23 protein-coding genes, 1 tRNA gene and 1 other RNA gene are annotated in these 26,783 nt (G+C 42.7%); 2 read left to right on the top strand and 23 right to left on the bottom strand.

All coding sequences use genetic code 11. The annotated features are described in order from the left end of the window. Positions 1-7 precede the first annotated feature (7 nt). The 13 genes from murC to yfmF form a co-directional block, all read right to left on the bottom strand. Positions 8-1,384: a UDP-N-acetylmuramate--L-alanine ligase gene (murC, locus tag BUB66_RS00670; RefSeq protein ID WP_073253160.1), complete on the bottom strand. Its 1,377-nt coding sequence runs from the start codon at positions 1,382-1,384 to the stop codon at positions 8-10. A 142-nt stretch (positions 1,385-1,526) separates the two neighbouring features. Next, entirely contained in the window at positions 1,527-2,639 is a 1,113-nt protein-coding gene (murG, locus tag BUB66_RS00665) for an undecaprenyldiphospho-muramoylpentapeptide beta-N-acetylglucosaminyltransferase (RefSeq protein ID WP_073253158.1), read from the bottom strand. 1 nt (position 2,640) lies between these two features. After that, complete coding sequence (gene spoVE / locus BUB66_RS00660; RefSeq protein WP_073253156.1) at positions 2,641-3,741, bottom strand: stage V sporulation protein E; 1,101 nt, start codon at positions 3,739-3,741, stop codon at positions 2,641-2,643. Positions 3,742-3,756: 15 nt separating this feature from the next. Further along, entirely contained in the window at positions 3,757-5,115 is a 1,359-nt protein-coding gene (gene murD, locus BUB66_RS00655) for a UDP-N-acetylmuramoyl-L-alanine--D-glutamate ligase (protein WP_073253154.1), read from the bottom strand. 18 nt (positions 5,116-5,133) lie between these two features. Beyond that, positions 5,134-6,105, bottom strand: a complete 972-nt coding sequence (gene mraY, locus BUB66_RS00650; protein WP_073253152.1) for a phospho-N-acetylmuramoyl-pentapeptide-transferase — start codon at positions 6,103-6,105, stop codon at positions 5,134-5,136. A gap of 2 nt (positions 6,106-6,107) precedes the next feature. Next, positions 6,108-7,493 carry a UDP-N-acetylmuramoyl-tripeptide--D-alanyl-D-alanine ligase gene (locus BUB66_RS00645; protein ID WP_084098504.1) on the bottom strand — a complete coding sequence of 462 codons (1,386 nt, stop codon included), beginning with the start codon at positions 7,491-7,493 and terminating at the stop codon, positions 6,108-6,110. After that, a complete protein-coding gene (locus BUB66_RS00640; RefSeq protein ID WP_073253150.1) occupies positions 7,490-8,947 on the bottom strand; it encodes a UDP-N-acetylmuramoyl-L-alanyl-D-glutamate--2,6-diaminopimelate ligase in 1,458 nt (485 codons plus the stop codon). Before BUB66_RS00640 ends, BUB66_RS00645 begins: the two co-directional genes overlap by 4 nt. 50 nt (positions 8,948-8,997) lie before the next feature. Continuing rightward, positions 8,998-11,091, bottom strand: coding sequence for a stage V sporulation protein D (locus tag BUB66_RS00635; protein WP_073253148.1), 2,094 nt, complete (start codon positions 11,089-11,091; stop codon positions 8,998-9,000). A gap of 22 nt (positions 11,092-11,113) precedes the next feature. Then, on the bottom strand, positions 11,114-11,470 hold the full coding sequence (gene ftsL / locus BUB66_RS00630) for a cell division protein FtsL (RefSeq protein WP_073253146.1): 357 nt from the start codon (positions 11,468-11,470) through the stop codon (positions 11,114-11,116). A gap of 17 nt (positions 11,471-11,487) precedes the next feature. Further along, the gene (rsmH, locus tag BUB66_RS00625) at positions 11,488-12,429 is read right to left on the bottom strand and encodes a 16S rRNA (cytosine(1402)-N(4))-methyltransferase RsmH (RefSeq protein WP_073253144.1); all 942 of its coding nucleotides are present in this window, start codon (positions 12,427-12,429) and stop codon (positions 11,488-11,490) included. Between the two features lie 10 nt (positions 12,430-12,439). Then, on the bottom strand, positions 12,440-12,871 hold the full coding sequence (gene mraZ / locus BUB66_RS00620) for a division/cell wall cluster transcriptional repressor MraZ (RefSeq protein WP_073253619.1): 432 nt from the start codon (positions 12,869-12,871) through the stop codon (positions 12,440-12,442). Between the two features lie 169 nt (positions 12,872-13,040). After that, a complete protein-coding gene (gene yfmH / locus BUB66_RS00615; RefSeq protein ID WP_073253143.1) occupies positions 13,041-14,309 on the bottom strand; it encodes an EF-P 5-aminopentanol modification-associated protein YfmH in 1,269 nt (422 codons plus the stop codon). A 14-nt stretch (positions 14,310-14,323) separates the two neighbouring features. After that, positions 14,324-15,592 carry an EF-P 5-aminopentanol modification-associated protein YfmF gene (yfmF, locus tag BUB66_RS00610; protein ID WP_073253141.1) on the bottom strand — a complete coding sequence of 423 codons (1,269 nt, stop codon included), beginning with the start codon at positions 15,590-15,592 and terminating at the stop codon, positions 14,324-14,326. 180 nt (positions 15,593-15,772) lie between these two features. Here yfmF and BUB66_RS00605 point away from each other — a divergent pair. Then, positions 15,773-15,849: transfer RNA gene (locus tag BUB66_RS00605), tRNA-Pro, on the top strand. Positions 15,850-15,944: 95 nt separating this feature from the next. Here BUB66_RS00605 and BUB66_RS00600 read toward each other — a convergent pair. The 3 genes from BUB66_RS00600 to scfB form a co-directional block, all read right to left on the bottom strand. Further along, positions 15,945-17,327, bottom strand: a complete 1,383-nt coding sequence (locus BUB66_RS00600; RefSeq protein ID WP_073253139.1) for an aspartate aminotransferase family protein — start codon at positions 17,325-17,327, stop codon at positions 15,945-15,947. 104 nt (positions 17,328-17,431) lie between these two features. After that, positions 17,432-17,599 (bottom strand): aspartyl-phosphate phosphatase Spo0E family protein, encoded by a 168-nt coding sequence (locus BUB66_RS00595; protein WP_084098497.1) that lies wholly within the window; start codon positions 17,597-17,599, stop codon positions 17,432-17,434. Between the two features lie 204 nt (positions 17,600-17,803). Continuing rightward, entirely contained in the window at positions 17,804-19,186 is a 1,383-nt protein-coding gene (gene scfB / locus BUB66_RS00590) for a thioether cross-link-forming SCIFF peptide maturase (protein WP_073253617.1), read from the bottom strand. 127 nt (positions 19,187-19,313) lie between these two features. On the opposite strand from scfB, the gene BUB66_RS00585 reads away from it, so the two are divergent. Further along, the gene (locus BUB66_RS00585; protein ID WP_073253137.1) at positions 19,314-19,565 is read left to right on the top strand and encodes an FmdB family zinc ribbon protein; all 252 of its coding nucleotides are present in this window, start codon (positions 19,314-19,316) and stop codon (positions 19,563-19,565) included. 41 nt (positions 19,566-19,606) lie between these two features. On the opposite strand, the gene rnpB is transcribed toward BUB66_RS00585, so the two are convergent. From rnpB to BUB66_RS00550, 7 genes are all read right to left on the bottom strand, one after another. Continuing rightward, positions 19,607-19,950, bottom strand: an RNA gene (gene rnpB, locus BUB66_RS00580) — RNase P RNA component class A. Between the two features lie 39 nt (positions 19,951-19,989). Beyond that, positions 19,990-20,418, bottom strand: coding sequence for a ribonuclease HI family protein (locus BUB66_RS00575; RefSeq protein WP_073253135.1), 429 nt, complete (start codon positions 20,416-20,418; stop codon positions 19,990-19,992). A gap of 220 nt (positions 20,419-20,638) precedes the next feature. Continuing rightward, positions 20,639-21,751, bottom strand: a complete 1,113-nt coding sequence (locus tag BUB66_RS00570; RefSeq protein WP_073253133.1) for a Nif3-like dinuclear metal center hexameric protein — start codon at positions 21,749-21,751, stop codon at positions 20,639-20,641. After that, complete coding sequence (locus BUB66_RS00565; protein ID WP_073253132.1) at positions 21,748-22,434, bottom strand: tRNA (adenine(22)-N(1))-methyltransferase; 687 nt, start codon at positions 22,432-22,434, stop codon at positions 21,748-21,750. The genes BUB66_RS00570 and BUB66_RS00565 overlap by 4 nt, the downstream gene beginning before the upstream one ends. Before the next feature lie 51 nt (positions 22,435-22,485). After that, positions 22,486-23,550 carry an RNA polymerase sigma factor RpoD gene (rpoD, locus tag BUB66_RS00560; protein ID WP_198409326.1) on the bottom strand — a complete coding sequence of 355 codons (1,065 nt, stop codon included), beginning with the start codon at positions 23,548-23,550 and terminating at the stop codon, positions 22,486-22,488. Between the two features lie 119 nt (positions 23,551-23,669). Then, complete coding sequence (dnaG, locus tag BUB66_RS00555; protein WP_073253128.1) at positions 23,670-25,502, bottom strand: DNA primase; 1,833 nt, start codon at positions 25,500-25,502, stop codon at positions 23,670-23,672. A 185-nt stretch (positions 25,503-25,687) separates the two neighbouring features. Beyond that, on the bottom strand, positions 25,688-26,698 hold the full coding sequence (locus BUB66_RS00550) for a deoxyguanosinetriphosphate triphosphohydrolase (RefSeq protein WP_073253126.1): 1,011 nt from the start codon (positions 26,696-26,698) through the stop codon (positions 25,688-25,690). Positions 26,699-26,783: the final 85 nt, after the last annotated feature.

Genomic DNA, 26,783 nt, shown 5'->3' with positions numbered 1-26,783 from the left:
TTGGTTTTTAACTTTCCTTAGTCTTTAGCTTTTTTACTATCTCGTACGCCACCTGGTATATATCACCTGCCCCAATAGTTAAAACGTAGTCTCCTGGTGATACTTTTGGGATAATAAAGTCTGGTATTTCATCCTTATCGTGGATGTAAGTGACTTTTTTGCCCCTATCCTTCAAAGTGTTGACTATAAGCAAAGATGATACCCCTTCTATAGGCCTTTCTCCCGCACTGTATATATTTGTTACTATTACTTCATCCGCATCGTCAAATGCAAGACCAAATTCTCCCGCAAGAATTTTAGTCCTGGTATAACGGTGAGGTTGAAATATGGCGTAAATCTTCTTGGGGTTTTGCAATTTTGCAGCCTTGAGGGTGGCTTTAATCTCCGTAGGGTGGTGGGCGTAGTCATCAATAACCTTTATACTATCCACCTCTCCAATAATCTGAAACCGGCGCTTTGCCCCGCGAAAGACTTTCAATGCTTTTGCTACACCTTCCATCTCCAACCCGAGCCTGTGAGCTATAGCAACGGCTGCTGTCGCATTAAATATATTATGCATTCCGGGAACATTGAGTTCCAGCTCAATCAACGGGTCATTATTGTAGTAAACCTCAAATGAGGAAGTTAACCCATTTATTCGTATATTCTTAGGCATGTAATCTGCAGGATAGTCTATCCCATAAGTGAAGTAAGTAACCCTTAAATCATCCAATATATCTCTTACGTTTTCATTGTCGGTCCCCAACAAAGCAAAACCGTCTTTTCTAATGCCGTTTACAAAGGTTTTGTAAGCTTCTTTCATAGTATTCATATCCTTGTAGTAATCTAAATGGTCATTTTCTATATTTGTTACCACTGCTATATAAGGCTGGAGCTTCAAGAAAGAACCATCACTTTCATCAGCTTCAGCTACTAGATATTCCCCTCTTCCGAGGGTAGCGTTACCTCCTATGTCATTTAACTCTCCGCCTATTACCACTGTAGGCTCAAGACCGCTCTTTTCTAAAACCAGCGAAATCATCGAAGTAGTTGTAGTCTTCCCGTGGGCACCTGTCACCGCTATTCCTTTCTTCCCAGCCATCAACAAGCTCAAAACATCGGCCCTGTGGATAACGGGTATCTTTTCTTTTAAGGCCTGCAAGTATTCAGGATTGTCCTGTGGAATAGCAGATGACACAACTACAAGATCCGCACCCTTTACATTTTCTGCACTGTGGCCCAGGAAGACCATGGCGCCAATCTTCTTCAACCTATTTATGGTTTCTGAAGGCTTCAAATCCGAACCGCTCACATCATATCCCAATTCTCTTGCTATCCTTGCTATCCCGCTCATTCCGGTGCCGCCAATGCCTATAAAATGAATGCGTTTATAATCGCCTAGCAAGTTCGGTCTCTCCTTCCGATATTCCTAAATCGCTCTTTATCAGGAATACTATATATTATGCGCAGAAATTACAAAGTGCTACTTCAATATCTATATTACCATAGCCCCCATGTCAGAAAAAAAGATTTATAAAAGGTTAATTTTAGTCTATTAGAGAAATAATTTCTTTTAATATTCTCTCCAAGGCATCAGGCCTCCCTAACTTTTTGCTGGCTTTGGACATCTCGACAAGGGTATTTCTGTCGGATAGCAAATTTCTTATCGTATCATACAACTTTTTTCCCGATAGTTCTCTATCTTTAATGATTACGGCTGCACCATTTTTTCTCATAAAACCAGCGTTATAGTCCTGATGTTGACCCGCTGCGGTAGGCAGCGGTATCAGAATTGCCGGTTTACCAGCGGCTGTAAGTTCTGCTATTGTAATGGCGCCAGCCCTGGAGACAACAAGGTCTGCAGCGGCTATAGCATAGTGCATTTCGTAAACATAAGGCCTTACTTTAATATGTCCTAGACCCGATGGATTTATTCCTTTATATTCCAGCTTGCTTATGAAATCATCGTAATTCTTTTTGCCCGTAATGTGAAGGAGTTGAAAAGTACTATCTTCCTTTATCAAATCGATTAGCTCCAATGCTGCTTCGTTCAGCTTTAAAGCACCCTGACTTCCACCAAAGGATAAGACCAACGGTTTTTCCTTGTCCACACCAAGCTCCTTCAGCGCTCTGGATTTTTCTGTTAATACAATCTCTGGCCTTATCGGATTGCCGGTCACTACAACCTTGTCTTTCGGAAAGTACTTTACAGAATCAGGAAAACTCACCGCCACTTTATCCACAAAACGCGATAGGATTCTATTAGTAATACCGGGTTTAACGTTTTGTTCGTGAATTAAAGTTGGAATTTTCAGCATAGATGCAAAAAAAACTACGGGACCTGCTACATAACCGCCAGTTCCGACAACCAAATCCGGCTTTTCTTTTTTTAACAAAGCCAGGGATTGGAGTCCACCCAGGGCTACCTCTTTCAGAGTTGAAATGTTTTCCAGAGATAACTTCCTTTTAAAGCCTCTTACCCTGATTTTTTTGAGTTCAAAACCTGCCTTAGGTACAAGGTCGTTTTCCAGTCCTTTTTCTGTTCCTACGAAAAGCACATCTACTTCCGCAAATTTTGCCTTCAACCCAGTAGCTATTGCGATTGCAGGGTATACGTGTCCACCTGTTCCGCCCCCAGCAATTATAACCTTTTTGGGCATATCATTTTGCCTCCAAGTATCTGGTTATATTTAACAAAATACCAACTTCAGCCAGCGTTATAGTAAGTGAAGAACCTCCGTAGCTTATGAAAGGCAGCGGCATCCCCGTAACTGGCATAGATGCAGTTACCACGGCTACGTGAATTAGAAATTGAAAGGCGATAAGGCTCGTTATGCCTGTAGCCATGAATTTCCCGAATAAATCAGGAGCATGCAAAGCCGCCCTGTACCCTCGCCAGATAAAAACGGTGAACATAAAAATGACAAAGACCGCCCCTAAAAAACCTAATTCTTCTCCTATTATAGCAAAAATAAAATCCGTCTGAGGTTCAGGGAGGTAGAAAAATTTTTGCCGGCTCTGTCCTAAGCCTACTCCCAAAAGTCCTCCAGCTCCCAAGGCATAAAGCGACTGAACTATATTGTAACCGCTTCCTCGGATATCTTCCCAGGGATTCATAAAAGACAACAACCTTACCATCCTATACGGTTCCACAATTATAAGCACTACCACTAAAAAAAGCCCTGCCCCTCCCAACGATAGCATCTGTGAAATACTTGCTCCTGCTACGAATAGCATTACCATCGAGAGCATTCCTATAAGAACAGCCGCGCTGAGGTGCGGTTCTATAACGATTAGCCCGCATGTTACAGCGGTCACCAGCAATACGGGAAGCAGTCCTTTGAAAAAACTTTTTATATCCTCCTGCTTTCGTTCAAGAGTACAAGAAAGGTATACAACCATTCCAAGCTTTGCAATTTCTGAAGGCTGTACTGTAAAAGAACCTACTCCAATCCATCGCCTTGCCTCATTTATCTTTAATCCAATCCCAGGAATTAATACCGCAACAAGAAGGACATACATTAAAATTAAGATGGTTTTTTCGTACTTTTTTACCTGCCAATATTCATAATTCATGAAATATACCATTGCTGCAAGTCCCAAAAAAGCCGCTACCAGTTGCCTTTTTAAAAAGTAAAGGCTATCCTTATGAACGTAATACGCCCATACGCTGCTGGAACTGAAGACCATTATTATTCCAAAGCACAAAAGCACCAGAACTACAAACATGATGACAAAGTCTGGGGGATTTCTGTATCTCATGATTAACGCCCCCCTCTAAATTTTAAGCAAACGCACTGCTTCTTTGAATACCCTTCCACGTTCTTCGAAATTTGAAAACATATCCCAACTTGCACATGCTGGTGAAAGAAGTACTGTATCTCCCGGCTCCGCAGATTCTTTTGCAATCTTAACTGCTTCGTGCATTGACGAGGCCTTTTCTACTTCGTAAAACCCCTCTTCCCTTGCGGCCTTTTCAATCTGTTCGGCTGCAGCCCCAATCAACACAGCTTTTTTAACTTTACCAAAAAACGCTCTGACAAAAGGTCGAAAGTCCACCTTTTTGTCGTAACCCCCGGCTATCAAAATTATCGGACCTTCCACCGCCTCTAAAGCCTTCAGAGCAGCATCGGGATTCGTTCCTTTCGAGTCGTTGATAAACTTCACGCCATCGATAGTATCTACGTATTCCAGCCTGTGCTCGACTCCTTTGAAATCTTTCAGGGTTTCGGCCAGGTTATTCAAATTCGTCTTGGTGATCCATGCCACTGCTACCGCGGCAAGGGCGTTTTCAAGATTATGGGCACCTTTTATACCCAGATCCTTTGCCTCCAAAATCGGATAAATAAATCCATTTTCCTTTATCAATATAACGCCATTTTTGACGAAAACGCCTTTGGAAAGCTCCTGTTTTCTGCTGAAAAATACCACCCTGCTCCTTGCTCTTTTTGCCAGACCCGCTACAACAGGATCGTCATAATTTAGAACAGAAAAATCGTTTTCATCTTGATTTTCCAAAATCCTCGCTTTAGCTTCAATGTAATTTTCGAAAGTCTTGTGCCGGTTAAGGTGATCTTCGGTTATGTTCAGTATTACGCTCACTTTCGGTTTGAAGTAGAGTATATTTTCTAGTTGGAAACTACTCACTTCCACGACGACGTAGTCTTTTTGGCCCTTTTTGTCAGCCTCTTGAATCAAGGGCGTTCCTATGTTTCCTGCAACGGATATATTTTTCCCGTCATTTTTGAGTATCTCGCCTATAAGAGTGGTGGTGGTGGTCTTTCCGTTTGTCCCCGTAACCGCAATTATTGGAGCTTTGGTGTACCAGTATCCGAGTTCCAGCTCGCTTACTACAGGGATACCTCTTTTCCTAGCTTCTTCGATGAGAGGAATATCGCTTGGAACCCCCGGACTTATTACAATTAGATCCGTACCTTCCAAAAGCGTCAGCGGATGGCCGCCGAAAAATAATTCGATTCCTCTATTGCTTAATTTGTCCACAACTTCTTTCATCTCTTCCTTTTTCCTTATGTCGTTGGCTATTACCTTAGCCCCCATTCCCGAAAGCTCAATGGAAGCTGCTACCCCACTTCTTGCAAGCCCCACTACTAAAACCTTTTTGCCCCTTAATTCCATTGCTTGCCCTCCTTTTTTTCAAAAAAAGATCTCTGTTGACAAAAATACCATAACTCCGCTTAAAGCCGATACGGTCGCAATCAACCAAAAGACTACGACCACTTTTAATTCGCTCCAACCGCCCAGCTCGAAGTGATGGTGCAAAGGACTCATCCTGAAAATTCTCCTGCCCGTTAGCCTGAAATAAATCACCTGCAAAATTACTGAAAAAGTTTCTATTACGAAAATAAAGCCGATTAGGGCTAGATAAAATTGAGTTCCCCCGAGCACGGCCAGGGCGGATATAGCCCCTCCAAGTCCCAAGGACCCCGTGTCGCCCATGAACACTTTAGCCGGGTGGCGATTATAAAGCAGAAAACCAAGGCAAGCGCCGCTGATGGCTGAACTAAACAAGGCCAGGTCCTGCAGGCCAAGAAAAAAATAAATTACCGTATATGCAAACCCTACTATTACTGAAATTCCCGAAACCAACCCGTCCAATCCATCGGTAAGATTCACGCTGTTTACCGTTCCGAGTATGACAAATATTGTAAACGGGATGTATATAAGTCCAAGGTCAATGCCGTTTTTTATGAATGGAAAAAAAACTATCGTTGAACCTGGATGGACACTTAAGCCAAAAAAAGTAATTAAAATAGAAAGAAGAATTTGGAAAAGTAACTTTTGACTAGCTCTCAATCCTAACGGCCTTTTTTTGACTACCTTTATGTAATCGTCCACAAAACCTATGAGGCCAAATCCGACAGTGGATAAAACGGCTGCCAGCGCATAAGGACTTCCTTTGTAAAAAAACAGTGTGGAAAATACTATGGCCGGTATTAACATAATTCCACCCATCGTGGGTGTTCCCATTTTTTTTAGGTGCCTCTTTGGGCCGTCGTCCCTCACCGTTTGACCAAACTTCAATATTTGTAAAATAGGTATCACCACGATTCCGGATAATGCTGCTAATGCAAATGCAGTCGCTGCTACAAGAAATGCGGTTTTCATTGTTACGACCTCCCAACTAAAAAATCAACTATCTCCTCCATCTTCATACCTCTTGATGCCTTAACCAAAATTATATCACAATCTCCCACGAGCTTTTCCATGCAAGCTATAGCTTCATCCTTCTTTGAGAAAGTATAAATAAAGCGGCTGCTCAATCCCCCTTCTAAGGCTCCTCTTGCCAGATCTACAGCGTGCTTTCCTATACAAACGAGAATATCGGTCACCGCCGCCGCGCACTTCCCTACCTCCCGGTGGGCGTCGGCAGCATAATCCCCCAATTCCAGCATGTCGCCGAGGACAGCTGCTTTTTTCTTACCTTTTCCGAGCTCGCTCAAGACCCTCAAGGCCGCTTTCATGGAGTCAGGGCTTGCATTATATGAATCGTCGATAACGGTAGCACCGGTGCGTGATTTTTTAAATTCCAATCTCATTTTGCATGGTTTTGCATCAATCAACCCTCTTTGTATCTCTTCGACGCTTAATCCAAATTCCAGCCCCACCGCTACGGCAGCTAGGGCGTTATATACCTGATGGATGCCGACGAAGGGAATTTTTACCGAAAAATCAATTCCATTGCCGATAACCCTGAACTTCATTCCGTCCTGTCCTAGAGATACTATATCCTCCGCCTTAAGGTCACCTTTTTCGATACCGAAAAACAAGGTCCGGGGGAGCAGCTTTCCTTTTTTCGCATAAAGTTCGGGGCTATCGGCGTTCAACACCATCAGATCCTTTTCGGATAATACCTCGGCAATCTCCAGTTTTGCCTTGGCTATATTCTCCTTACTCCCCAATTTCTCGATATGAGAGACGCCAATATTGGTTATCACTCCCACCTTCGGCCTTACCAAAATGGAAAGGCGCCGTATCTCACCGAAGCCGCTCATGCCCATCTCCACGACCCCTATTTCGTGGTCGTCCAGCCGAAAGATGGTAAGGGGCAACCCGATTTCGTTGTTAAAATTTCCCTCATTCTTCAGCACCTTATACCTTTTTCCAAGAACTGCTGCTACCATTTCTTTAGTTGAAGTCTTTCCCACGCTACCTGTAATCGCAACAAAGGGTATATCAAAAAGCGAGCGGTAATATTTGGCAAGTTTAAGAAAGGCTTCTTTTGTATCTTTTACCAGAATCAAAGGTTTTTCAAAGTCCAAATCCGAAATTTTGTATTTTCTATCTTCCGAACAGAGAGACGCCCCAGCTCCTCTTTCGAAAGCCGTTTTTATAAAATCGTGGCCGTCGAATTTCTCTCCTATCAACGGGACAAAAAGTTCTCCAGGTTTTATCGTCCTCGAATCGGTAGAAACGCCGGAAATCTCGCCCTCAATATTTTTTTCCATCTGGCCTCCAGTAGCTTTGACAATTTCTTCGTAAGAGATAGGTTTCACCGCATTCTCCCCTTCTCTTTCAAGAATTCGCGAGCCACTTCTCTGTCATCGAATGGGATAACTTCGTCCTTTATTATCTGATAATTTTCATGCCCTTTTCCTGCAATCAAAACTACATCTCCTCTTGACGCCATCTCGATAGCCCTCTTTATTGCCGCTCTTCTGTCGACTATTTTTTCGTATTTGCTGTTTTTGTCTAAGCCTTTTTCTATGTCGTTTATAATCGCTTCCGGGTCTTCGCTCCTGGGATTATCGGAAGTTATTATGAAATAATCCGAGTACTCGGAAACGACTCTTCCCATAAGTGGCCTTTTCGACCGGTCTCTGTCCCCACCCGCGCCAAACACAGTTATAATTTTACCTTTTACAAAAGATTTTATAGTCATTAACACGTTCTCAAGACCATCCGGCGTATGGGCGTAATCAACTATAACCGTGAAATCCTGCCCTTCATCCACCGGTTCAAACCTTCCCGGCACACCCCTTACCTTTTCTAGCGCCTTCGCCATGGTATCAAGGTCTATTCCAAGAAAAAGGCATGCAGAGATGGCAGCAAGTGAGTTATATACGCTAAATTTCCCAGGCACTTTATAGACTATATTTTTTTGTTTTCCATAAAAATTTAATTTAAAGGTTACTCCATTTGAATCAATTCTAACATCTTCAGCTTTTAAATCAGCCTTTCCTTCAATAGCGTAAGTTAAAGTAGGTATGTCCAATTCTCCGCACATACGCCTCCCGTTTGGATCGTCGATATTTATGGCTGCCCTTTTGGAGAGGTAAAACAATTTTTTCTTGGAAGAATAGTAGTCATCAAAACTTTCGTGGAAATCCAGGTGATCCTGCGTTAAATTTGTGAAAACTCCCACCTCAAATCTTATGTCATCTACCCTGTGAAGTTTAAGGGAGTGTGAAGAAACTTCCATAGAAACGTATTCTACCCCTTCATCCAGCATTTCCACAAAGATACGGTTTAAATCCAGCGATTCGGGAGTAGTTCGTTCAGAAGGCAATACTTTATCTTTAATACACAAACCTACAGTTCCTATTACCCCACTAGGGAGGCCTGCCTCGTCTAATATGGCTTTTATGAGATAAGTGGTTGTCGTCTTTCCGTTGGTCCCAGTTACGCCTACAATTTTCAATTTTTCAGCCGGTTTCCCGAAAAATATTGAAGACGCTTGCGACAGTGCCTTTCTGCTGTTTTTTACCCTCACGTAGAGAACTCCATCAGGCAAATTCATTTCCTTTTCTCCTATTACCCCAACTGCTCCATTTTTTATGGCGTCTTCTATGAAATCGTGCCCATCCAATTTAAACCCACGAATTGCCACAAAGAGGCTTCCCTTTTCTACCTTTCTTGAATCATACGTAATACTTGCTATGTTTATGTCTTTCGGTCCTTTTACACTTAAAATTTCGCTTAAATTTTCCAATACATTCATTGCTTTCATTTCTTAATTTCCCTTCCTTACAGCCTTGAAATCCCTTAGACATCAGCTTTTTATTCATTGTCATCTATAGAATTAGGCGGTTCAAAAAATACTTGCACAACTGTACCAATCTCCACTTCCGCTCCCGGCGGAGGATTCTGACGAACAGCAAAGCCGCTGCCCTTGATATCTATTTTCAATCCTACCGCGTCTAAAATTTCGCTAGCTTCTCGCATTGTCCTACCCGTCAGATCCGGTACAGTAGCAGGATTCTTGTCGGTTTTTGCCTCGGAAACCTTTAAAATGACAGTAGAACCAGCCGGAATCTCTGAATCTGGCGCTGGAACCTGCTCATAAACAACAAGTCCTTGTCCCTCTATCCGCACCGACAGCTTATGCTTTATTAGAATTTGTTTTGCATCCTCCACGTATAAATTCCTTACATCTGGTACTTTTACAACTTCTTTCTGCTTGTTTTCTGAAAGCTGGGGTTTTACTCCCTTATACTTCAAAATATCAGCCATCACCTTTTGAAATATGGGAGCGGCTATTTGACCGCCGTAGTATATTCCGGTGGACGGTTCATCTATGATAACCAAAACGACAAACTGCGGGTCGTCGGCCGGTGCAAACCCCACAAACGATGCCACATATTTACCGTCCGCGTATTTTTCTGCAGTACCCGTTTTTCCGGCCACTTTATAACCTTCGATTTTTGCTCTCCCACCTGTTCCGTTTTCCACTACACTTTCCAAAAGATTCCTAAGTTCTTTAGCAGTATCTTCAGATATTACCTGCCTTGTGACTCTAGGTTTGAACTCTTGAAGTATTTTGCCTTCCTTGTCCACCAAAGCCTTTGCTATATGGGGTGCTGTCATCTTTCCGTCATTGGCCACCGCAGCTACAGCCGTGATTAATTGGATTGGGGTGACCGAAATTCCCTGGCCAAAAGAAATAGTGGCAAGCTCTACAGGTCCTACTTTGTTGGGATTAAAAATACCTTTAGCTTCTCCTGGAAGATCAATGCCGGTGGGGTCTCCGAAACCGAAACCTTTTATGTATTTGATAAATTTTTCTTTACCCAATCTTGATGCAACTTCCACAAAACCAGGGTTACAGGAATTCTGTATAACCTGGGCGAAAGTCTGGCTGCCATGGCCTCCAGCTCTCCAGCATTTTATCCTGACACCTGACACAACCACGTAGCCGGGGTCATAAAATTTATCATCAGGACCGACAACACCCTCTTCAAGAGCGGCTGCTGCTGTCACTATCTTGAAAGTCGACCCAGGTTCGTATACATCAGATATTGCGCTATTTCTCCATACCGAAGAAGAATAGTTTTTATAATTGTTAGGGTCGTAATCCGGTTTGTTTGCCAGAGCTAGAATTTCTCCAGTTTTGGGATCCATTACTATTATTGTACCCTTCTTAGCGTCATTTTCTGCAATGGCTTTTTCCAGTTCTCTTTCGGCTATGTATTGTATCACTTTGTCAATAGTAAGCACTAAACCCAATCCTTCTTCGGGTGGGATATATTTCTCCAAGCCAAAGGGGAGCTCCCGGCTAAGAGCATCCTTTTCAGATATAATTCTTCCAGGAACGCCTCTCAAATATTTGTCGTAAATCAACTCCACCCCGTCTAGTCCCTGACTGTCAATTCCGGTAAACCCTAACACGTGAGACGCCAAATTTTTTTCAGGATAGAACCTTTTGCTTTCTTCGGTAAAATAAATCCCCTTTAGTTTAAGTGTTCTAACGGCTTCTGCCTCCTCATCAGTAATTTTTCTCTTTATGAATATAGAGCCTCTCTTCTTTTTTTTCGCCTCTTCAAGGGTTTTAATCAGCACTTCTTTGTCTATATTCAAAACCGGAGATAGCAAAGAGGCAGTTTTTTCCACATCCTCGATATCGGGGGGACTTGCCATAACCGACTTTACGCTGGCACTAATGGCAAGCGGATTCATGTTTCTGTCGTATATGGTTCCTCTTTTCGGTTCCACCGGCGAATCCCTTGTCCACTGTTTTTTTGCTTTAGACCTTAACTCGTCACCTCGGACAAATTGAATATAAAAAACTCTTCCTACGATAGCAATGTTCAGTGCAAAGCATATCAAAAGCAAAAAGACAAGTCGTTTCTTAACAATTTTGCTACCGTGGGCCATGGAAAATCCCCCTGCAAATGGCTTACCTCTCAAGGTATCTTATCTGTTCGTCGTCAGGTTCGTGCATCTTCAAATTGGCTTTTGCAATCTTTTCTATCCTCTCAGTAGATTTTAAGTCAGCTATTTTTACTTTTAAGCTTTCGTTTTCACTAGCTAACTTGGCAACTTCAGCTTTTAATTTTTCAACTTTATATTGAGTTTCGATTATAAACGAGTACCTTGTAAGAAGCAGCAAAGTTGCTAAGGTTACCACAATAACACTTAAGATGTAACGAACTTTTTCTTTCGCTTTAGTTTTCGTCCTAGCTTTTGTCTGTTCAAACTGGCGGGGTATATATTGCTGCATTCGCCGATATGAGGTTTTTGGAGCTACTACCACTTTATTCACTCCCCCTGTTATTTAGAACTTAGCTTCTCGCCGGCTCTTAATCTAGCACTTCTCGCTCTTGGATTATTCTCTAACTCATCTTGAGACGGCAATATTGGCTTTGGAGTAAGTATTTTCAGATTTTCTTGTCTATCGCACCTGCACAAAGGACTATCTTTTGGACAAGTACAACTCTTCGCAAGTTCTTTAAAAGTATGCTTTACTATTCTATCTTCCAGCGAGTGAAAAGAAATAACACATATTCTGCCCCCCGGTTTTAAGAGCTCCACCGCATCCTTTAAACTTTGGGATAAAATCTCAAGTTCGTCGTTTACGAAAATCCTCAGGGCCTGAAAAGTTCTCTTCGCTGGATGAGGGCCTTGTCTTCTTGCCCTTGCAGGAATAGCCGCTTTAATAATATCCACCAACTCTCCAGTACTTTCTATGGGCTTTATTTTTCTTTTTTCACTTATGAACTCGGCTATTCTATCAGCCCATTTCTCTTCTCCATATTCCTTTATTATTCTTGCCAACTCCCTTTTCTCCAGGTTATTCACCACATCCCTTGCGGTGAGCTTCTGACTCCTGTCCATCCTCATATCTAGGGGCGCATCCTGCATGTAGGAAAAGCCCCGACTTTTTTCCTCCAATTGAAATGAAGAAACCCCCAGGTCGAATATAACGCCGTCCACAGTCTTAAAACCAAGGCTTTCAACTATACACTTTATATTCTTGAAATTACCGTGGATTATAAAAACATTTTGGAAAGCCGAAAACTTATCCTTCGCATTTTTAATCGCATCTTCGTCCCGGTCTATTCCTATTGCCTTTCCGTCAGGCCCTATTCTCTTTAGTATCTCCGAAAAATGACCGCCTCCCCCAAGGGTAGCGTCTACATAGACTCCGCCCCATTTGGGGTTGAGCAATTCTATGGCCTCCTTTAACAAAACCGGTTGATGAAGAAAATCCATTTTGCATCACCTATATTCCCAACTCTACCATGTTTTCGGCTATCTCTTCATAAGAATCCTCAGCTTCTTTGCTGTAAGCTTCCCATTCCTTGGCGCTCCATATTTCCGCTCTGTTGGAAACTCCTATTATCACCACTTCCTTTTCTATCCGCGCATATTCTCTCAGCACAGGAGGAATTAATACTCTGCCCTGCTTGTCCAATTCCGCTTCCACAGCTCCTGAAAAGAAAAGCCTGATAAATGCCCTCGCTTCCTTTTTTGTCAGGGGAAGCGCTTTTAATTTTTGTTCCAGCATTACCCACTCACTTTTAGGGTACACGAACAAGCAGCGGTCTAAACCCTTCGTGAGGATAAAACTTTCCCCCAGTTGTTCGCGGAACTTAGATGGAATTATTAACCTTCCCTTCGGGTCCAGCGAATGCTGGAACTGTCCCATCAGCATTTTCCTGCGCTCCCCTTTAGAGACTTTTCCTCCACTTTCCACCACTTTATACCACTTTAACTATTCTACGGCTCGTTTTTAAATTCCTCCCTTGCGACAAAAAAAAACAATAAAAATAAGTGAGGCTTTTGCCCCACATTTCTCGTCAAAAAGTGCTATTTTTTGCGCATTATTTTGGATACACCATAGAAACCGCCATTCGTTCAAAATCAAAAAATTCATTCATTCTCTTTTTTACTTCTTCAAAGGTTATCTGTTTTAATACATCGGGATAGTCAAAAATATTTATGTTTCGATGGTAATACGATACAAATGAATTGGCTATAAACTCAAGGGAATTAAATCCCTGAATATAGTCGCCCAAATATTTCCTCCTTACTCTTTCAAAATCTTTCTCTTTCAGACCTCCTTCTTTCGCCTCACTTATACTTACAACCAACATTTCCTTTAATTTCTCCGGATCTTTTGTCTCTCCACCGATGGTGCAAAATCCGTAGCCTTTTTGGCCTTCGTATCCGAAACTAAACCGGTCATCTATAAGTCCTTCTTCATAAAGCTTTTCATAAGTGAGGGAGCTCTTCCCGAAAATAATTTCCAGCAATATGCTCGTTATAATTTCTTTTTGCAGGAGCTCTATCCCGTCATAACCCACATCGTTATCTTTAAATCCCATCAGAAAAAGCGGACGGCTTACCGACAGTTTTACATCTATGCGGGGCTTATTTACCGTATCGGGTTCTTCAGGATAAATTCTTTTTATTTCACTTTGAGAAAGTTTGCCTCTTTTATTTTCCCGTTCCTCGATAATCTCAAAAACTTTATCTGCATCTACCGCACCGGTCACGAAAATCACCATGTTGCTCGGATGATAGAAGGTCTCATAACACTTGTACAGAGTATCAACATCTATATTCTGAATCGACTCCACGGTACCTCCTATATCATCTCTTACCGGATGCCGGTGGTACAGAGCTTTAAGCAGATTGAGCATAACCTGCCATTCCGGGTCATCTTCATACATCCTGAGTTCCTGCGTTATGATACCCTTTTCCTTTTCCACACTTTCTTTCGTAAAGTAAGGGGTTTCGACAAATTCAAGCAAAAGCCTCATGCACTCTTCATAGGATGAAGTTGTAGAAAAAAGATAGGTGGTATTTGTATAGTTCGTATATGCATTAGAAGAAGCTCCAAGTTCGGCATATTTATCAAAGACATTTCCATAAGGCATCTCGAACATTTTATGTTCAAGGAAATGCGCTATTCCTTCAGGCACTTTTAAACTCTCTCCCGTCCTCGGAACTACGAATTCATTGTCTATTGAACCGTATTTTGTAGAATAAACGGCATATACTTTATTGAAATTCTTCTTAGGAATAACGTAAGCTTTAAGTCCGTTGTCAAATTCCCTAGACAGAAGGTTCTCTCCTATATAATTCATAACTCTCACCCCGACTACTTTTTGTTTAGAAAATATATGGTATCTAGCTTTACCTTTTGAGCCACCTTCACCACATCTTCTTTCGTGACATTCCGGATTTTTTCAATGATTTCCTGTATCGACTCTTCCACGCTGTTTATGATGCCATCCAGGTAAAGGCTTATAATCATGGCCGGGCTATCCTCTGCCTCTTTATAAGAGTTAATGATGGACTTCTTAGAGCTTTCAAACTCATAATCGGAAATACGCCCTTCTTTTATATCATTCAATTGCTCTTTTATTATTTCTATAGTCTTTTCGAGCTTGTCAAAATCAATGCCGCAGCTTGCCAACATTAAGCCCTTGCTTTTTTCCAGACGCGAAAAAGCATAATAAGCCAGACTTTCCTTCTCCCTTACATTTTGAAACAGCTTAGAATGCGGGCCTCCGCCGAAGATGCTGTTAAATACCACCAAAGCGTAAAAATCTTCATCGCCGTACCGCGTGCCGGTTCTAAAACCTAAGGAAAGCTTGCCCTGATTCACCTCTTGCTTTTCTTCCACAAATTTTTCCCTTTCAACTTCTTTTACTACAACGGTACTAGCAATTTTCTCTTCCTGGCGCTCGTTTGAAAAAAGGCTGTTTAACTTCTCATAAATTTGCTCTTCATTCACCTCTCCCAGAACGAAGATATCCATCGGCCTGCTTTTTATGACCATTTTATAAAAATCGTAAAGGTCTTCGCTTTTTATTTCCGGCAAATCCGAAACACTGCCGTACTTGTACACGCTGAAGGGCTCCCCCTTGCACATTTCTTGAAAGCATCTTTCTATGGCGTAGTTAAATTTGTCATTAAATAAAGCCTCAATGTTCCGCTTTAAGACATCTTTCTCCTGTTCCACGAAATCCTTTTTAAAGGCGGTTCCTTCGGTCAGCGGATTTAAGATAACATCCTTAAAGAGTGCAAGACCTTCATCTAAAATTTTATCCTCAGAAGCGGTGTACTTGGGATTTGCCATTTCAATGAAAAATTGAATTATTTGCCTTTCACCTTTTTTTATTATATCAGCTCCGAAATCGGCACCGTAAAGTTCTTCAAGGCAAACGCTGATATGCCTTGAACTTGGAAATTTATGGCTGCCTCGTTTCAATACAAAAGGTAACAGAGCGGTTCTCGTGGCCGTGCTCTTATCCAAATTCTGGTGTATAAAAGCACAAACTGTTATGGTTTTAAATTTGTCGATAGAATGGATATAAAGATTTATTCCATTGTCTAAAGTTTTGCGTTTAAAGAGTCTGTCCAAACTCCCTACCTCCTCCAGTAAAATAAACTTACTTCCTTTTATTTCTCTTTTTATTAAAAAAATCCTCTTACGCATTACAATTCAGGACCTACTTTTAGTTTATGCCATATATTGATATGAATTAGTTGATTGAAAAAAAGGTTTGAAAAAAATCTAGGTTTATAGTATAATAATTGTCGTCGGGACGTAGCGCAGTTTGGTAGCGCGTTCGGTTCGGGTCCGAAAGGTCGTGGGTTCAAGTCCCGCCGTCCCGACCATTTTCATTTTGCGCAATAACTACAGAAAAAAAGGTAAGCAACAAAACCAGGTTGCTTACCTTTTTTGTCTTTATCGCTTATGTTTATTCAAACAGCTACTTCGATAGTATAGAACTGGCAGCCGATTTTATGGCATTCAAAGTCATACCCATAAACCCTCTGTATCTAGTAAAGATATCCTCCAGGGCATCAACCACCTGGTCAATATCCTCTTTCGTCACAATAAGCGGCGGCTCCAACCTTATAACATTGGGATTATTAAGGGTGTATGCAGTGATTATCCTGTGCTTATTGAGCAGCTCTCCAGCCACCAGTGCTCCCGTGAATTCTTCATACAGCTTATTTATAACTCCGCCCGTTATCCTGTTTATGAATCCCTTTACCGGAGGCTCGAACTCGATACCTATCATAAGCCCCCTTCCGCGAACTTCCTTTATTATGCCAAACTTTTCCTTAAGGCCTTTCAATCTGTTTAGGAAATAGTCTCCCAGTTCTGCAGCTCTTTCGGCCAGTCTTTTTTCTTTTATGGCATTGATGGAGGCTATACCCGCAGCACACGCTAAAGTGTTTCCGCCAAAAGTCGATGTATGCAGAAGACATCTTTCCATCCCGGAATAAGCTCTTTCCCAAACTTCATCGGTGGCGATGAATGCTCCAATAGGCATCACTCCGCCCCCTAACGATTTTGCAACGCACATTATATCCGGTGCCACATCTTCTTGTTCGCACGCAAACATGCTTCCCGTCCTGCCTAAACCTGTTTGTATTTCATCGACTACCAGCAAGGCTCCATATTTTGTACAAAGGTCTCTTGCCCCTTTTAAATATCCCTTCGGAGGCACAATAATCCCTGCTTCCCCTTGTATCGGCTCCACTATGAACGCGGCCACGTTACCTCCTTTTAATTTTGCTTCAAGCGCATCCAAATCTCCGAACGGTATGGTCTCAAATTCCGGCACCAGGGGCAAGAAGGGGCCCTTGTATTTATCCCGTCCGGTAGCCGATAACGCACCAAAAGTCTTTCCGTGAAAAGCGCCATCGCAAGAAATTATCTTTTGACATCGCGTAGCCGCCCTTGCCGTTTTTAAAGCACCTTCTACGGCCTCGGCTCCGCTGTTGCAAAAAAAGCTGTGTTTTAGATTTCCGGGTGTTACTTTTGAAAGATTGTGGGCCAAGGCTGCCGCATACGGATTTATAGTCGCCTGTAGTAAATTGGGCTTTTGGCTCACCTTTTTTATAGCCTCCAACACTTCAGGTGGATTATGTCCCAAATTCAGCGCTCCGTAAGCCCCTAAAAAATCGAGGTATTTCTGACCTTCGGCGTCCCAAACATAACAACCCTCCGCCTTCACGTAAATCCTATCAAAATTTAAAAGCCCCATCATCATCGCAAGTCCGGGATTTACGTACTCGGAGTAAATTTTCTTTATATCAGCCCGGCTCAAGTTTTCCACATCATCGATGGTTAAAAGCGCCATATAAAATCACACCTCACAAAGTAATTCTTAGAGTCAATTATATAAAACCTGAAAAAATAAGTCAAAAAATAAAAATGCTGCAAAAGCAGCATTTAAAAGAACACCTATTCAGCTTTAACGGATGCTCTGTGATAAGCCAAAATGAGCTTATCAAGCCGCAAGCTCAAAGCGTAGACTTCGCTAGCTAAAAGGTTTTTTTTCTCCAGCTTTTCGTTAAGCTCCCTTTTTAGCCTTACAATCTCCTGGTTGAGTTTAGTCAATGCAGCTGCCATGATAATTTCCCCTCTGTATCGATTTACTAGGCCATTTTATCATAGTTCAACGGCATTATCAACGACCGTATTTTCTGATTATATCCGCATTTTTTTCATCAGTTATATTTTACTTCCATTTTTTATCTCTTCTTACATGTATCACCATATTTTGCGATTTAGTATTATTGAAATTGCTGGAATATTGTCGCTTTTTGCAATTTATCAGCATAGCAATCTGTTTTTTTCACTTTGCATTCCAGCCTTTACAGCAAGGTAAAGCGCGTACTCGATTCTTTTTTTCTGCAAACTGCAGGATATTTTATTGGGTAAATTTAAATCCCCGTTCATCTCATAATTGTTGGCGCTGCAGCCACCGCTGCAGAAAAACTTGGCCCAGCACGATACGCAATCAGGTTTTGCAAGGACGTGGGTATCCTTTAGCTTTTTTATAACATCCTCATCAAGAGTTTTTTCAAAAACGTCCCCTAGAACAAACTCCCTCTTGCCTATGAACTGGTGACACGGGTATATCTCTCCGTCCGGAGTAACTGCGAGGTATTCCCTGCCGGCACCGCACGCCGAAAGCCTCTTTTGCAGGCATGGACCTTTATAAATGTCTATATTGAAGTGATAAAATCTAAACGGATTTTCCCCCGTCGTCTTTCTTTTGACGTATTCTCTTGCAATTTCATCGTACTGTCGGTAAACGGTTTCCAAATCTCCTTCATCGATCAGAAAATCCCCTTCTTTTCCAACAACCGGCTCGACGGAAATCTCCTCAAAACCGAGGTCTGCAATATGAATGACATCTTTTGCGAAGTCCAGGTTGTACTTTGTGAATGTACCCCTGACGTAGTAATCCTTGCCGTCCCTTTTTCTCAAGGCCACCAGTTTTTTTATATTCGAAACAACCCTGTCGTAGCTTCCCGAGCCGTCGGCCCGCACCCGCATCCTGTCGTTTACCATCTTTCTCCCGTCCAAACTCATCACTATATTGTCCATGTTTTTATGCAAATAATCCATTATTTCATCGTCGAGCAAAAGACAATTGGTGGTAACCGTAAAATGGAATTTTTTGTTATATTTGTCTTCCAAACTTCTCGCGTAGGAAACCACATATTTTATGGTATCAAAAGCCATCAAAGGTTCTCCGCCAAAAAAATCCACCTCCAAATTTTTTAGTCCCCCCGAACGTTGTAAAAGGAAGTCTATAGCATTTTTTGCCACCTCTTCGCTCATCACCTGCCGCGCACCATCGTAATGTCCTTTCGATGCAAAACAATACCTGCACCTCAAATTGCAATCGTGAGCCACGTTGAGGCAAAGAGCTTTTACGTATTTTTTTTCGTTTAAAAGTTCTACGGCCGGATCAAGGTTCGCTCCGGAAAAAAGGAGGCCCTGAGCTTTTAACATGTCCAGTTCTTCTATGGCCTCTTCGATTTCCGATTCCGCATATTTCTCCCTTAATTTAGCGATGACATCCTCCGGGGAAAGTTCTTCGTAAAATTTAAGTACATCGTATACCAGGTCGTCTACTTCGAACACGGAACCGCTGTTTACGTCGAGCACCATTTTCGTTCCCCATATCTCGAACGCATGGACCATTGGCCTTACCAACACTATACCTCTCCCTTCAGAAATTTATTTTATGACGACTTGACAAAGGGAAAAAACCGTTGTATATAATCTCTTGTGAACTCGTGTAAATGTTGCTATACAGGAGGTGCTACCAATGCCACTTTACGAATACAGGTGTGAAAGGTGCGGCGATTTTGAACTGGAACAGGCTATAACTGAATCCCCATTAGAAAAATGCCCGACCTGCGGAAATCCGGTTAAGCGTCTGATTAGCCGAAACGTGGGTCTGGTTTTTAAAGGATCGGGCTTCCATATAACCGATTACGTCCGAAAGGGTTCTGGTGAAACTTCATCGGAAAGCAAGTCTTCCGGTGAATCTTCGGAAAAAAAGCTGAGTAAAACTTAAAAACTCAAGGCTCAACGCCTTGAGTTTTTAAGTTTTATTAGAGGACGAGTAGGTCTGTAAGCCGAGTTCTGTCGAGGATGGTCATCTATCTTGGGTGACAGTTGCCTGACACCTCTAGCGACCACACCCGGGAGCGCGGCGGGCCACCGCATATGCTCCCCTATTTGGTCTTGCTCCAGGTGGGGTTTACATAGCCGGCCAGTCGCCTGACCGCTGGTGAGCTCTTACCTCACCTTTCCACCCTTACCCGGTAAAAGCTTTTACCGGGCGGTATATTTCTGTTGCACTTTCCTTGAGGTCGCCCTCACTGGGTGTTACCCAGCACCCTGCCCTGTGGAGCTCGGACTTTCCTCGGGCACAAACCCGCGACCATCCGACCTACTCATCACCTTTTTGCCGGAAGGACATTATAACATGACTTCGTTTAAATGTCAATAACCTCTTCCTCGCCGAGGGCCATGTCAATGCCTTCGTTGGCGAGCTCGTCAGCCCTTTTATTGTATTCTCTCCTCACGTGATTTATGCTGAAACTCCTGAACTCTTTCATCAACTGGGTCACCTGGGAATAAAGGCGCTTTATCCCTTCATTTTTAATCTGGTACTGTCCGTTTATTTGCTTTACCATGAGCTCGCTGTCGGAAAATACTTCGACTTCTTCGCAGCCCATCTCGAGCGCCTCTTTCAGGGCAGTTATAAGAGCCGTGTACTCAGCTATGTTGTTCGTTGTTTGCCCGATGTAGTCGCTCATTTCTTTAACCACGTTACCGTTTTCATCCAACATCACTATGCCAATCCCTGCATCTCCAGGATTTCCCCGGGAAGCTCCGTCTACGTATACTTTTAACCTCTCCATAATACCTCCTGTTATTTAATTACTTATATTTATATGTATTTTACCGCAAATCTCACGATATACTATGCACCTATGGGCACTCACCCCCTGAAAGCATTGACATAAGATTATTGGCGGTTCTTTTTTTATTTTATCAATTTCGGTTATATTTTTCAATCTCTAGGGATTGTATTGTTTTTATATTTTTCTGATTTGAAGATGATTTCCAGCTTTTTATTATTTAAACTATTTTTATTGGGTCGCCTTCATCATAAACCTCTACAGAAACGTCACTTTCCAGCTCCGCCAGTTCCTTCTTTAAATACTCGACCAGGAAATTTAATATTATCTTTTCCGTAGAGTAATGCCCAGCATCTATCAAGGCTATACCGGAAGCTTTCGCTTCCTCAGCTTCGTGGTACTTTATATCTCCCGTTATGTAAGCATCGGCCCCCGCAAAAACTGCTTTCGATATAAGACTTCCTCCTGCTCCGCCGCATAAGGCAATTTTAGAAACCTTCCTATCGGACTCCCCTACCACCCGCAAATACTTTACTTCTAGCTTTTGTTTGACAATACGGCAGAGTTCCCCTAAGGTCACGGGAGTTTTTAGGTAGCCTATTCGGCCTAATCCAAAAGCGCATCCTTCATTTTCCACAGGATAAATATCGTAAGCAACTTCTTCGTACGGGTGGACTTTCAACATTGCATTTAATATTTTTTTGACCCGGGATGCGGGAGCAATGGTCTCGACCCTGACTTCTTCCACTCTTTCCAACTCGCCTTGCCGCCCCAAAAAAGGATTCGAACCCTCTAGAGGCTTGAAAGTCCCAATACCCGAAATATTGAAACTGCAATGGCTGTAATTCCCTATATGTCCGGCACCAGCATCACCCATAGAATCCCTTACCACTTCCTCGTATCCTTTAGGAACGTATACCACAATCTTTTTTAACGGTTCCTCGAAGGTCTTTTCCAGCACCTCTACCTTTTCAAGTCCTAATTTTTGCGCCAAAAGGTCGTTAATCCCTCCTTTTGCCACATCCAGATTCGTATGGGCAGAATAAATCGCTATATCATGCTTTATTGCCTCTATAATCATTTTCCCTACTGGTAAATCCTGCCTTACGGAATTCAAAGGTTTGAAAATGAAAGGATGGTGTGAAATAATCAGGTCCACGCCGCTTGAGGCGGCGTATTCTACCACCCCGGGCGTAACTGTAAGTACAACGAGTATCTTTTTTACTTTCGCCGAGCTTGCTCCCACCATCAAACCTACGTTGTCCCATTCTAAAGAAAGCTTTTTGGGAGCGAACTTTTCTATCAAATTAATCACAGTCTGAATGCTGATCATTCTTCCAACACCCCTTTTAACAATTCCATCTCCCTAAGCATGGATTTTCTTGCCTTTTTGGCATGCTCGCTGTTTTGACCTTCCAGTTCCCTCAATTTAATAAAAAGTCGATTGAGGCGCGCTTCGATATATTCAAGTACTTCCGGAGTTCGCTTTTGTTTCAATACGGGACCCAGTATTACATCCTCTTCGCTGAAAAAGCAGGAAGTCCCCTTTTTTACCACAATTATTTCGAAGTACCTTCCCTTGTTGCATACCACGCGTTCTTCCGTTATTTCAAAACAATTCTCAAAAAGGACCTTCCTCAATCTGTGCGCATTTTTCATGGGCTGAAGTATAATTGCGCAAAGAGAATTCACGATGTCGGGAGATTTCTCCAATATGCTCCATATAGTTTCACCCCCTAATCCGGCTATAATTGCTACGTCAACCTCTCCTGGCTTTAAAGGTTCAAAGCCATCCCCCAGCCGGACATCTATAAAATCGGAAAGACCTGCCTTCTTAACATTTTCTCTGGCCCTCATCCAAGGCCCGTATCTTGCCTCGACCGCAATAACCCTTTGAGCAATACCGTTTTTGACCAGATATACGGGCAAAAGCGCATGGTCGGTTCCAACATCCGAAACACAACTGCCCCGGGGCACCAATCCGGCTATTTCCAGCAATCTCTCGCTCAACTTCATTTTTTTCACCTTTAAGAGCAAATAGTAGAAAAAAGCGGGATTACCCCGCTTTTACTCAAGGAAGTCCTTTAATTTTTTGCTTCTGCTCGGATGGCGCAGCTTTCTCAAAGCTTTGGCTTCAATCTGCCGTATCCTCTCGCGAGTAACGCCGAAAACCTGCCCCACTTCTTCGAGGGTTCTGGGCTTTCCATCGTCGAGTCCGAACCTCAGCCGCAGTACCTTTTCTTCCCGCGGAGTCAAGGTTTCCAGGACATCTTCCAATTGTTCTCGTAACAGCCTGTAAGCCGCGGCATCAGCCGGTGCCTGGGCTTCTTCGTCGGGGATAAAGTCACCAAGATGGCTGTCTTCCTCTTCTCCTATAGGCGTTTCGAGGGACACGGGCTCCTGGGCTATCTTCATTATCTCCCTCACCTTTTCGACAGGCATTTCCATTTCTTCGGCAATTTCCTCCGGCGTCGGGTCCCTACCGAGTTCCTGCAGGAGCTGGCGCGATACCCTTATCAGCTTATTAATCGTCTCCACCATGTGAACCGGAATTCTAATTGTTCTTGCCTGATCTGCAATGGCTCGGGTTATGGCTTGTCTGATCCACCAAGTCGCATACGTGCTGAATTTATATCCTTTGCGGTAGTCGAACTTTTCCACGGCTTTTATTAGGCCCAGGTTTCCTTCCTGAATGAGGTCCAAAAAAAGCATGCCCCTTCCGACGTATCTTTTTGCAATGCTGACAACAAGCCTTAGGTTTGCTTCTGCAAGACGCCTCTTGGCTTCCTTGTCGCCCTTTTCTATGCGTTTTGCCAGCTCAATCTCTTCTTCCGGCGTGAGGAGCGGTATTTTGCCGATTTCCTTTAAATACATCCTGACAGGGTCATCTAGAGCCACACCTTCGGGAACAGACAGGTCCAGCTCTTCCGGGGGAATATCTTCAAGCAAAGATTCCGGTATATCATCGTTATCGTTTATAATCTCGATTCCCATTTCCTCGAAGGATTCATATATCTTATCTATTTGATCGGCATCTAGGTCTTCAAAATCTGCCAAGGTGTCCATTATTTCCTTGTAAGTCAACGTCCCCGTCTTTTTACCTTTTTCAATGAGTTCCTTTACAGCTTTCATCTTGTCGACCTTTTTACTCTGCTTCGCCTTCTTTTCTTTTTGTTGTTCTCTATCATGTTCATTTGCCTGATCCTTTTCCTCTTCGACCTTAACCTTTTCGGTTTCCTTTTCCGTTGCCATCATATTCCCCCCTTCCCAGTAAGGTATGACTTAAGTTGTTCTATTTCGTGCTTTAATTTGTGATAGGTTGAAAGAAGGTTAAGAGCTTTTTTTATTTCTCCCACCTTCTCCGCCCGTTGGATTTCACTCCTTATCTTCTTTATCGCTAATTTTAAGTAATTTTCCTTTACCCGGCTTATTAACTCGTCTACCATCTCTCCATCCTGCTTTTCGTTCGCCATTAGTATGTTGGCCAGTTCTGCCGCAGCGTCAGGATCATCTTTCAACTTCACGGCCACATCTTTAGGCGTTACAGATTCGTTTTTCTGAGCCATTTCGAACACCACGGCGGCAATTTTTCTGTGCCTCACATCTATGAAATTGTAAGCCGACAATCTCTCCATAACCTTCTCCCTTACTTCATCATCCTCTATCATCATTTTTAAAAGATTTCTTTCTACTCTGTAAAAACCCGAGATAAATTTTATTTTTGTCAATTCTTTATTATTATCCCTTAATTGGCTGTTTTTATACTTTGAGCCAATGTTTGGCATAATCGATTGGGTCCTTGTTTTATTAACTTCCTCATAAAGTACACTCTTAGGGATATTTAACTCTCCGGAAATCTTTTGAACATAAAGCTCCCTTTCCACACCGTCTTCTATTTCCGCCAAAATTAATACGGCCCTCTTTATAAATTTTAGTTTTCCTTCCTGAGATTTTAAGTCAAGGCCCTTTTTTGCCGAATTGAGCCTGTAATCAATAAAATTCTGCGCTGACTTGACCAACTCTTCGAAAGCCTCTTTCCCTCTTGCTTTTATGAACTCGTCGGGATCCTTGCCTTCGGGTAGGTCTATCACTTTTACCCGCAATCCCTCTTTCACGAGAACTCCGACACCCCTCAGCGTTGCAGCCTGGCCCGCTGCATCGGAGTCGTAAGCAATAGCGACCTCATCGGTATATCGTTTCAAAGTTTTTGCCTGCTGTTCTGTGAGCGACGTTCCAAGGGACGCCACCGCCTGCGTAAATCCATGCTGGTGCAGCATTATGCAGTCCATATATCCCTCTACCAAAATGATAGGCGATTGTCCTCTATTTATCATGGGTAATCCGTAAAGATGTTCTCTCTTGTTAAAAGCAGGTGTCTCAGGCGAATTAAGGTATTTCGGTTCCCCTTTATCCAAGATTCGCCCCCCGAAACCCACTACACTTCCCGTTATATCTTTAATAGGGAAAATAATCCTGTCTCTAAATCTATCGTAAAAGCCCCTCCCGGAACTTTTCGGAATTACCAATCCGGCTTTTAAAAGCGCGTCCTCTCCTATTCCCTTCGAGCGCATGAAATTTATAAGCCCATCCCATGCCGGTAAAGCATAACCCAAATTGAACCTTTCTACAGTCTCCGCAAGAATCCCTCGACTTGACAGGTAATGCCTTGCCCTTTCCGCTTCCGTTGTCTTCAGGAGGTTGTAATGGTAGTATTCGGCAGCCATTTTGTTTATCTCTAAAATTTCCCTCTTTAATTTGAAGGCTTTCGATACCTTTCCTAAAATTTCCTCTTCTGGCAGCTTTATTCCCACCCTTTCTGACAGCCACCTCAAAGCCTCCGGAAAGGTCCAATTTTCTTTTTTCATCAGAAATGTAAAAACATTACCTCCCACTCCACATCCAAAACAGTAAAAAAGCTGTTTCTTTGGACTTACATTAAACGAAGGCGTCTTTTCTGAATGAAAAGGGCACAGCCCCACGTAATTTTCGCCGCGTTTTTTAAGTGAAACATAATTCGATACTATTTCGACAATATCTGCCCTATCTTGAACTTCTTTTATAATTTCTTCGGGATAGAGGCCCATCGTGCCCACCTGCCTAATTCAAAAAAAATCTCCCCCTGTCTTTTTTAAAACAGCGCAATCCGGGGTGGAACCTATTAAAAAGCCGTTTTATAGAAAAAATAATAGGAGCTTGACTTTTTGCATAAAGATTATTCTACATCAATAGGAGATATTCCTTCTTTTCAACCAAAATTAATTTTTCCTATTTATTTGCTCGCATTTATGGGCCAGGATGATGGCACAAAAATCTCCCTGAACTTATGAACGGCGAAACTGTCGGTCATACCCGCAATGTAATCGCAAACTCCTCGTTCAATCCCCTCTTTTTTACCAATTGCGACGAACTCTTCCGGCATTGATTCGACATTTTTTGAGAAGTACTCGAAAAGCAACTCCAGCATTTTTTGAGCCTTTATTTCCTGGGATTTGGCACTGGACCCTACATATACCCTTTCAAAAAGAAAGCTCCTCAATTCCACTGTCGCCTCGTAAACTTCCTTGCTCATTTTGATAAAAGGTTTCTCATAACTTTCTTTAATTATATCCTTTATCATCGTATCTATGCGCAAGGCATGACTCTTCCCGAGAATATCTATCGGCTCTCTGGGCAAGTCGGTTTCTCTGAGTATCCCCGCCCTTATCGCATCATCAATATCGTGATTTATATAGGCTATCCAATCGGCTATTTTTACCACCTGTCCTTCCAGCGTCGCAGGATTTCCCCGGCTGTTGTGATTTCTTATGCCGTCCCTCACCTCCCAGGTCAGATTCAGTCCGCTTCCGCGCTCAAGAACATCAACCACCCTCAGACTCTGTTCTTCGTGCCTGAAGCCGTCTTTCATTAGCCTGTTTAACACGTATTCCCCCGAATGCCCGAAAGGGGTATGGCCCAGGTCATGCCCCAAAGCAATTGCCTCGGTCAAATCTTCGTTCAATCGCAGTGCCCTCGATATAGTTCTGGCTATCTGGGCAACCTCCAGAGTATGGGTTAATCTGGTTCTATAATGATCTCCTTCTGGGGATATGAAAACCTGGGTCTTGTGTTTCATTCGCCTGAAAGCCTTGGAATGGAGAATCCTGTCCCTATCCCTCTGGAACTCGGTTCTGACGCTGCATTTTTCCTCCGGTACCAGTCTCCCCCTGCTTTTGCTGCTCAGCGTTGCGTAAGGAGAAAGCGTTTTAATTTCCTGTTCTTCGGTTATCTCTCTTATATTCATAAAGACACCTCCGTTCTAATTCAAAAATAAACCTTTTCACACACTATTTTATAAAAAAAAAAGGAGCTATAAAGCCCCTCATAAG

This window comes from Caldanaerovirga acetigignens (assembly GCF_900142995.1).
GTDB classification, from domain to species: Bacteria; Bacillota; Thermosediminibacteria; order Thermosediminibacterales; family Thermosediminibacteraceae; genus Fervidicola; species Fervidicola acetigignens.
Note: the sequence above shows the minus strand (reverse complement) of the source record. Positions and strands in the feature narration are given on the sequence as shown.

What these genes read in the sequence shown, in the direction of transcription:
- mraY (WP_073253152.1), bottom strand. Translation starts at nt 6,105, where the DNA reads ATGAAAACCGCATTTCTTGTAGCAGCGACTGCATTTGCATTAGCAGCA.
- BUB66_RS00640 (WP_073253150.1), bottom strand. Translation starts at nt 8,947, where the DNA reads ATGAAAGCAATGAATGTATTGGAAAATTTAAGCGAAATTTTAAGTGTA.
- BUB66_RS00595 (WP_084098497.1), bottom strand. Translation starts at nt 17,599, where the DNA reads ATGGCAGCTGCATTGACTAAACTCAACCAGGAGATTGTAAGGCTAAAA.
- scfB (WP_073253617.1), bottom strand. Translation starts at nt 19,186, where the DNA reads ATGGTCCATGCGTTCGAGATATGGGGAACGAAAATGGTGCTCGACGTA.
- spoVE (WP_073253156.1), bottom strand. Translation starts at nt 3,741, where the DNA reads ATGAGATACAGAAATCCCCCAGACTTTGTCATCATGTTTGTAGTTCTG.
- BUB66_RS00600 (WP_073253139.1), bottom strand. Translation starts at nt 17,327, where the DNA reads ATGGCGCTTTTAACCATCGATGATGTGGAAAACTTGAGCCGGGCTGAT.
- mraZ (WP_073253619.1), bottom strand. Translation starts at nt 12,871, where the DNA reads ATGCTGATGGGACAGTTCCAGCATTCGCTGGACCCGAAGGGAAGGTTA.
- dnaG (WP_073253128.1), bottom strand. Translation starts at nt 25,502, where the DNA reads ATGGGCCTCTATCCCGAAGAAATTATAAAAGAAGTTCAAGATAGGGCA.
- yfmH (WP_073253143.1), bottom strand. Translation starts at nt 14,309, where the DNA reads ATGAATTATATAGGAGAGAACCTTCTGTCTAGGGAATTTGACAACGGA.
- BUB66_RS00585 (WP_073253137.1), top strand. Translation starts at nt 19,314, where the DNA reads ATGCCACTTTACGAATACAGGTGTGAAAGGTGCGGCGATTTTGAACTG.
- BUB66_RS00565 (WP_073253132.1), bottom strand. Translation starts at nt 22,434, where the DNA reads ATGAAGTTGAGCGAGAGATTGCTGGAAATAGCCGGATTGGTGCCCCGG.
- BUB66_RS00550 (WP_073253126.1), bottom strand. Translation starts at nt 26,698, where the DNA reads ATGAATATAAGAGAGATAACCGAAGAACAGGAAATTAAAACGCTTTCT.
- rpoD (WP_198409326.1), bottom strand. Translation starts at nt 23,550, where the DNA reads ATGAAAGCTGTAAAGGAACTCATTGAAAAAGGTAAAAAGACGGGGACG.
- rsmH (WP_073253144.1), bottom strand. Translation starts at nt 12,429, where the DNA reads ATGGATTTTCTTCATCAACCGGTTTTGTTAAAGGAGGCCATAGAATTG.
- murG (WP_073253158.1), bottom strand. Translation starts at nt 2,639, where the DNA reads ATGCCCAAAAAGGTTATAATTGCTGGGGGCGGAACAGGTGGACACGTA.
- BUB66_RS00570 (WP_073253133.1), bottom strand. Translation starts at nt 21,751, where the DNA reads ATGATCAGCATTCAGACTGTGATTAATTTGATAGAAAAGTTCGCTCCC.
- murD (WP_073253154.1), bottom strand. Translation starts at nt 5,115, where the DNA reads ATGGAATTAAGGGGCAAAAAGGTTTTAGTAGTGGGGCTTGCAAGAAGT.
- BUB66_RS00635 (WP_073253148.1), bottom strand. Translation starts at nt 11,091, where the DNA reads ATGGCCCACGGTAGCAAAATTGTTAAGAAACGACTTGTCTTTTTGCTT.
- BUB66_RS00575 (WP_073253135.1), bottom strand. Translation starts at nt 20,418, where the DNA reads ATGGAGAGGTTAAAAGTATACGTAGACGGAGCTTCCCGGGGAAATCCT.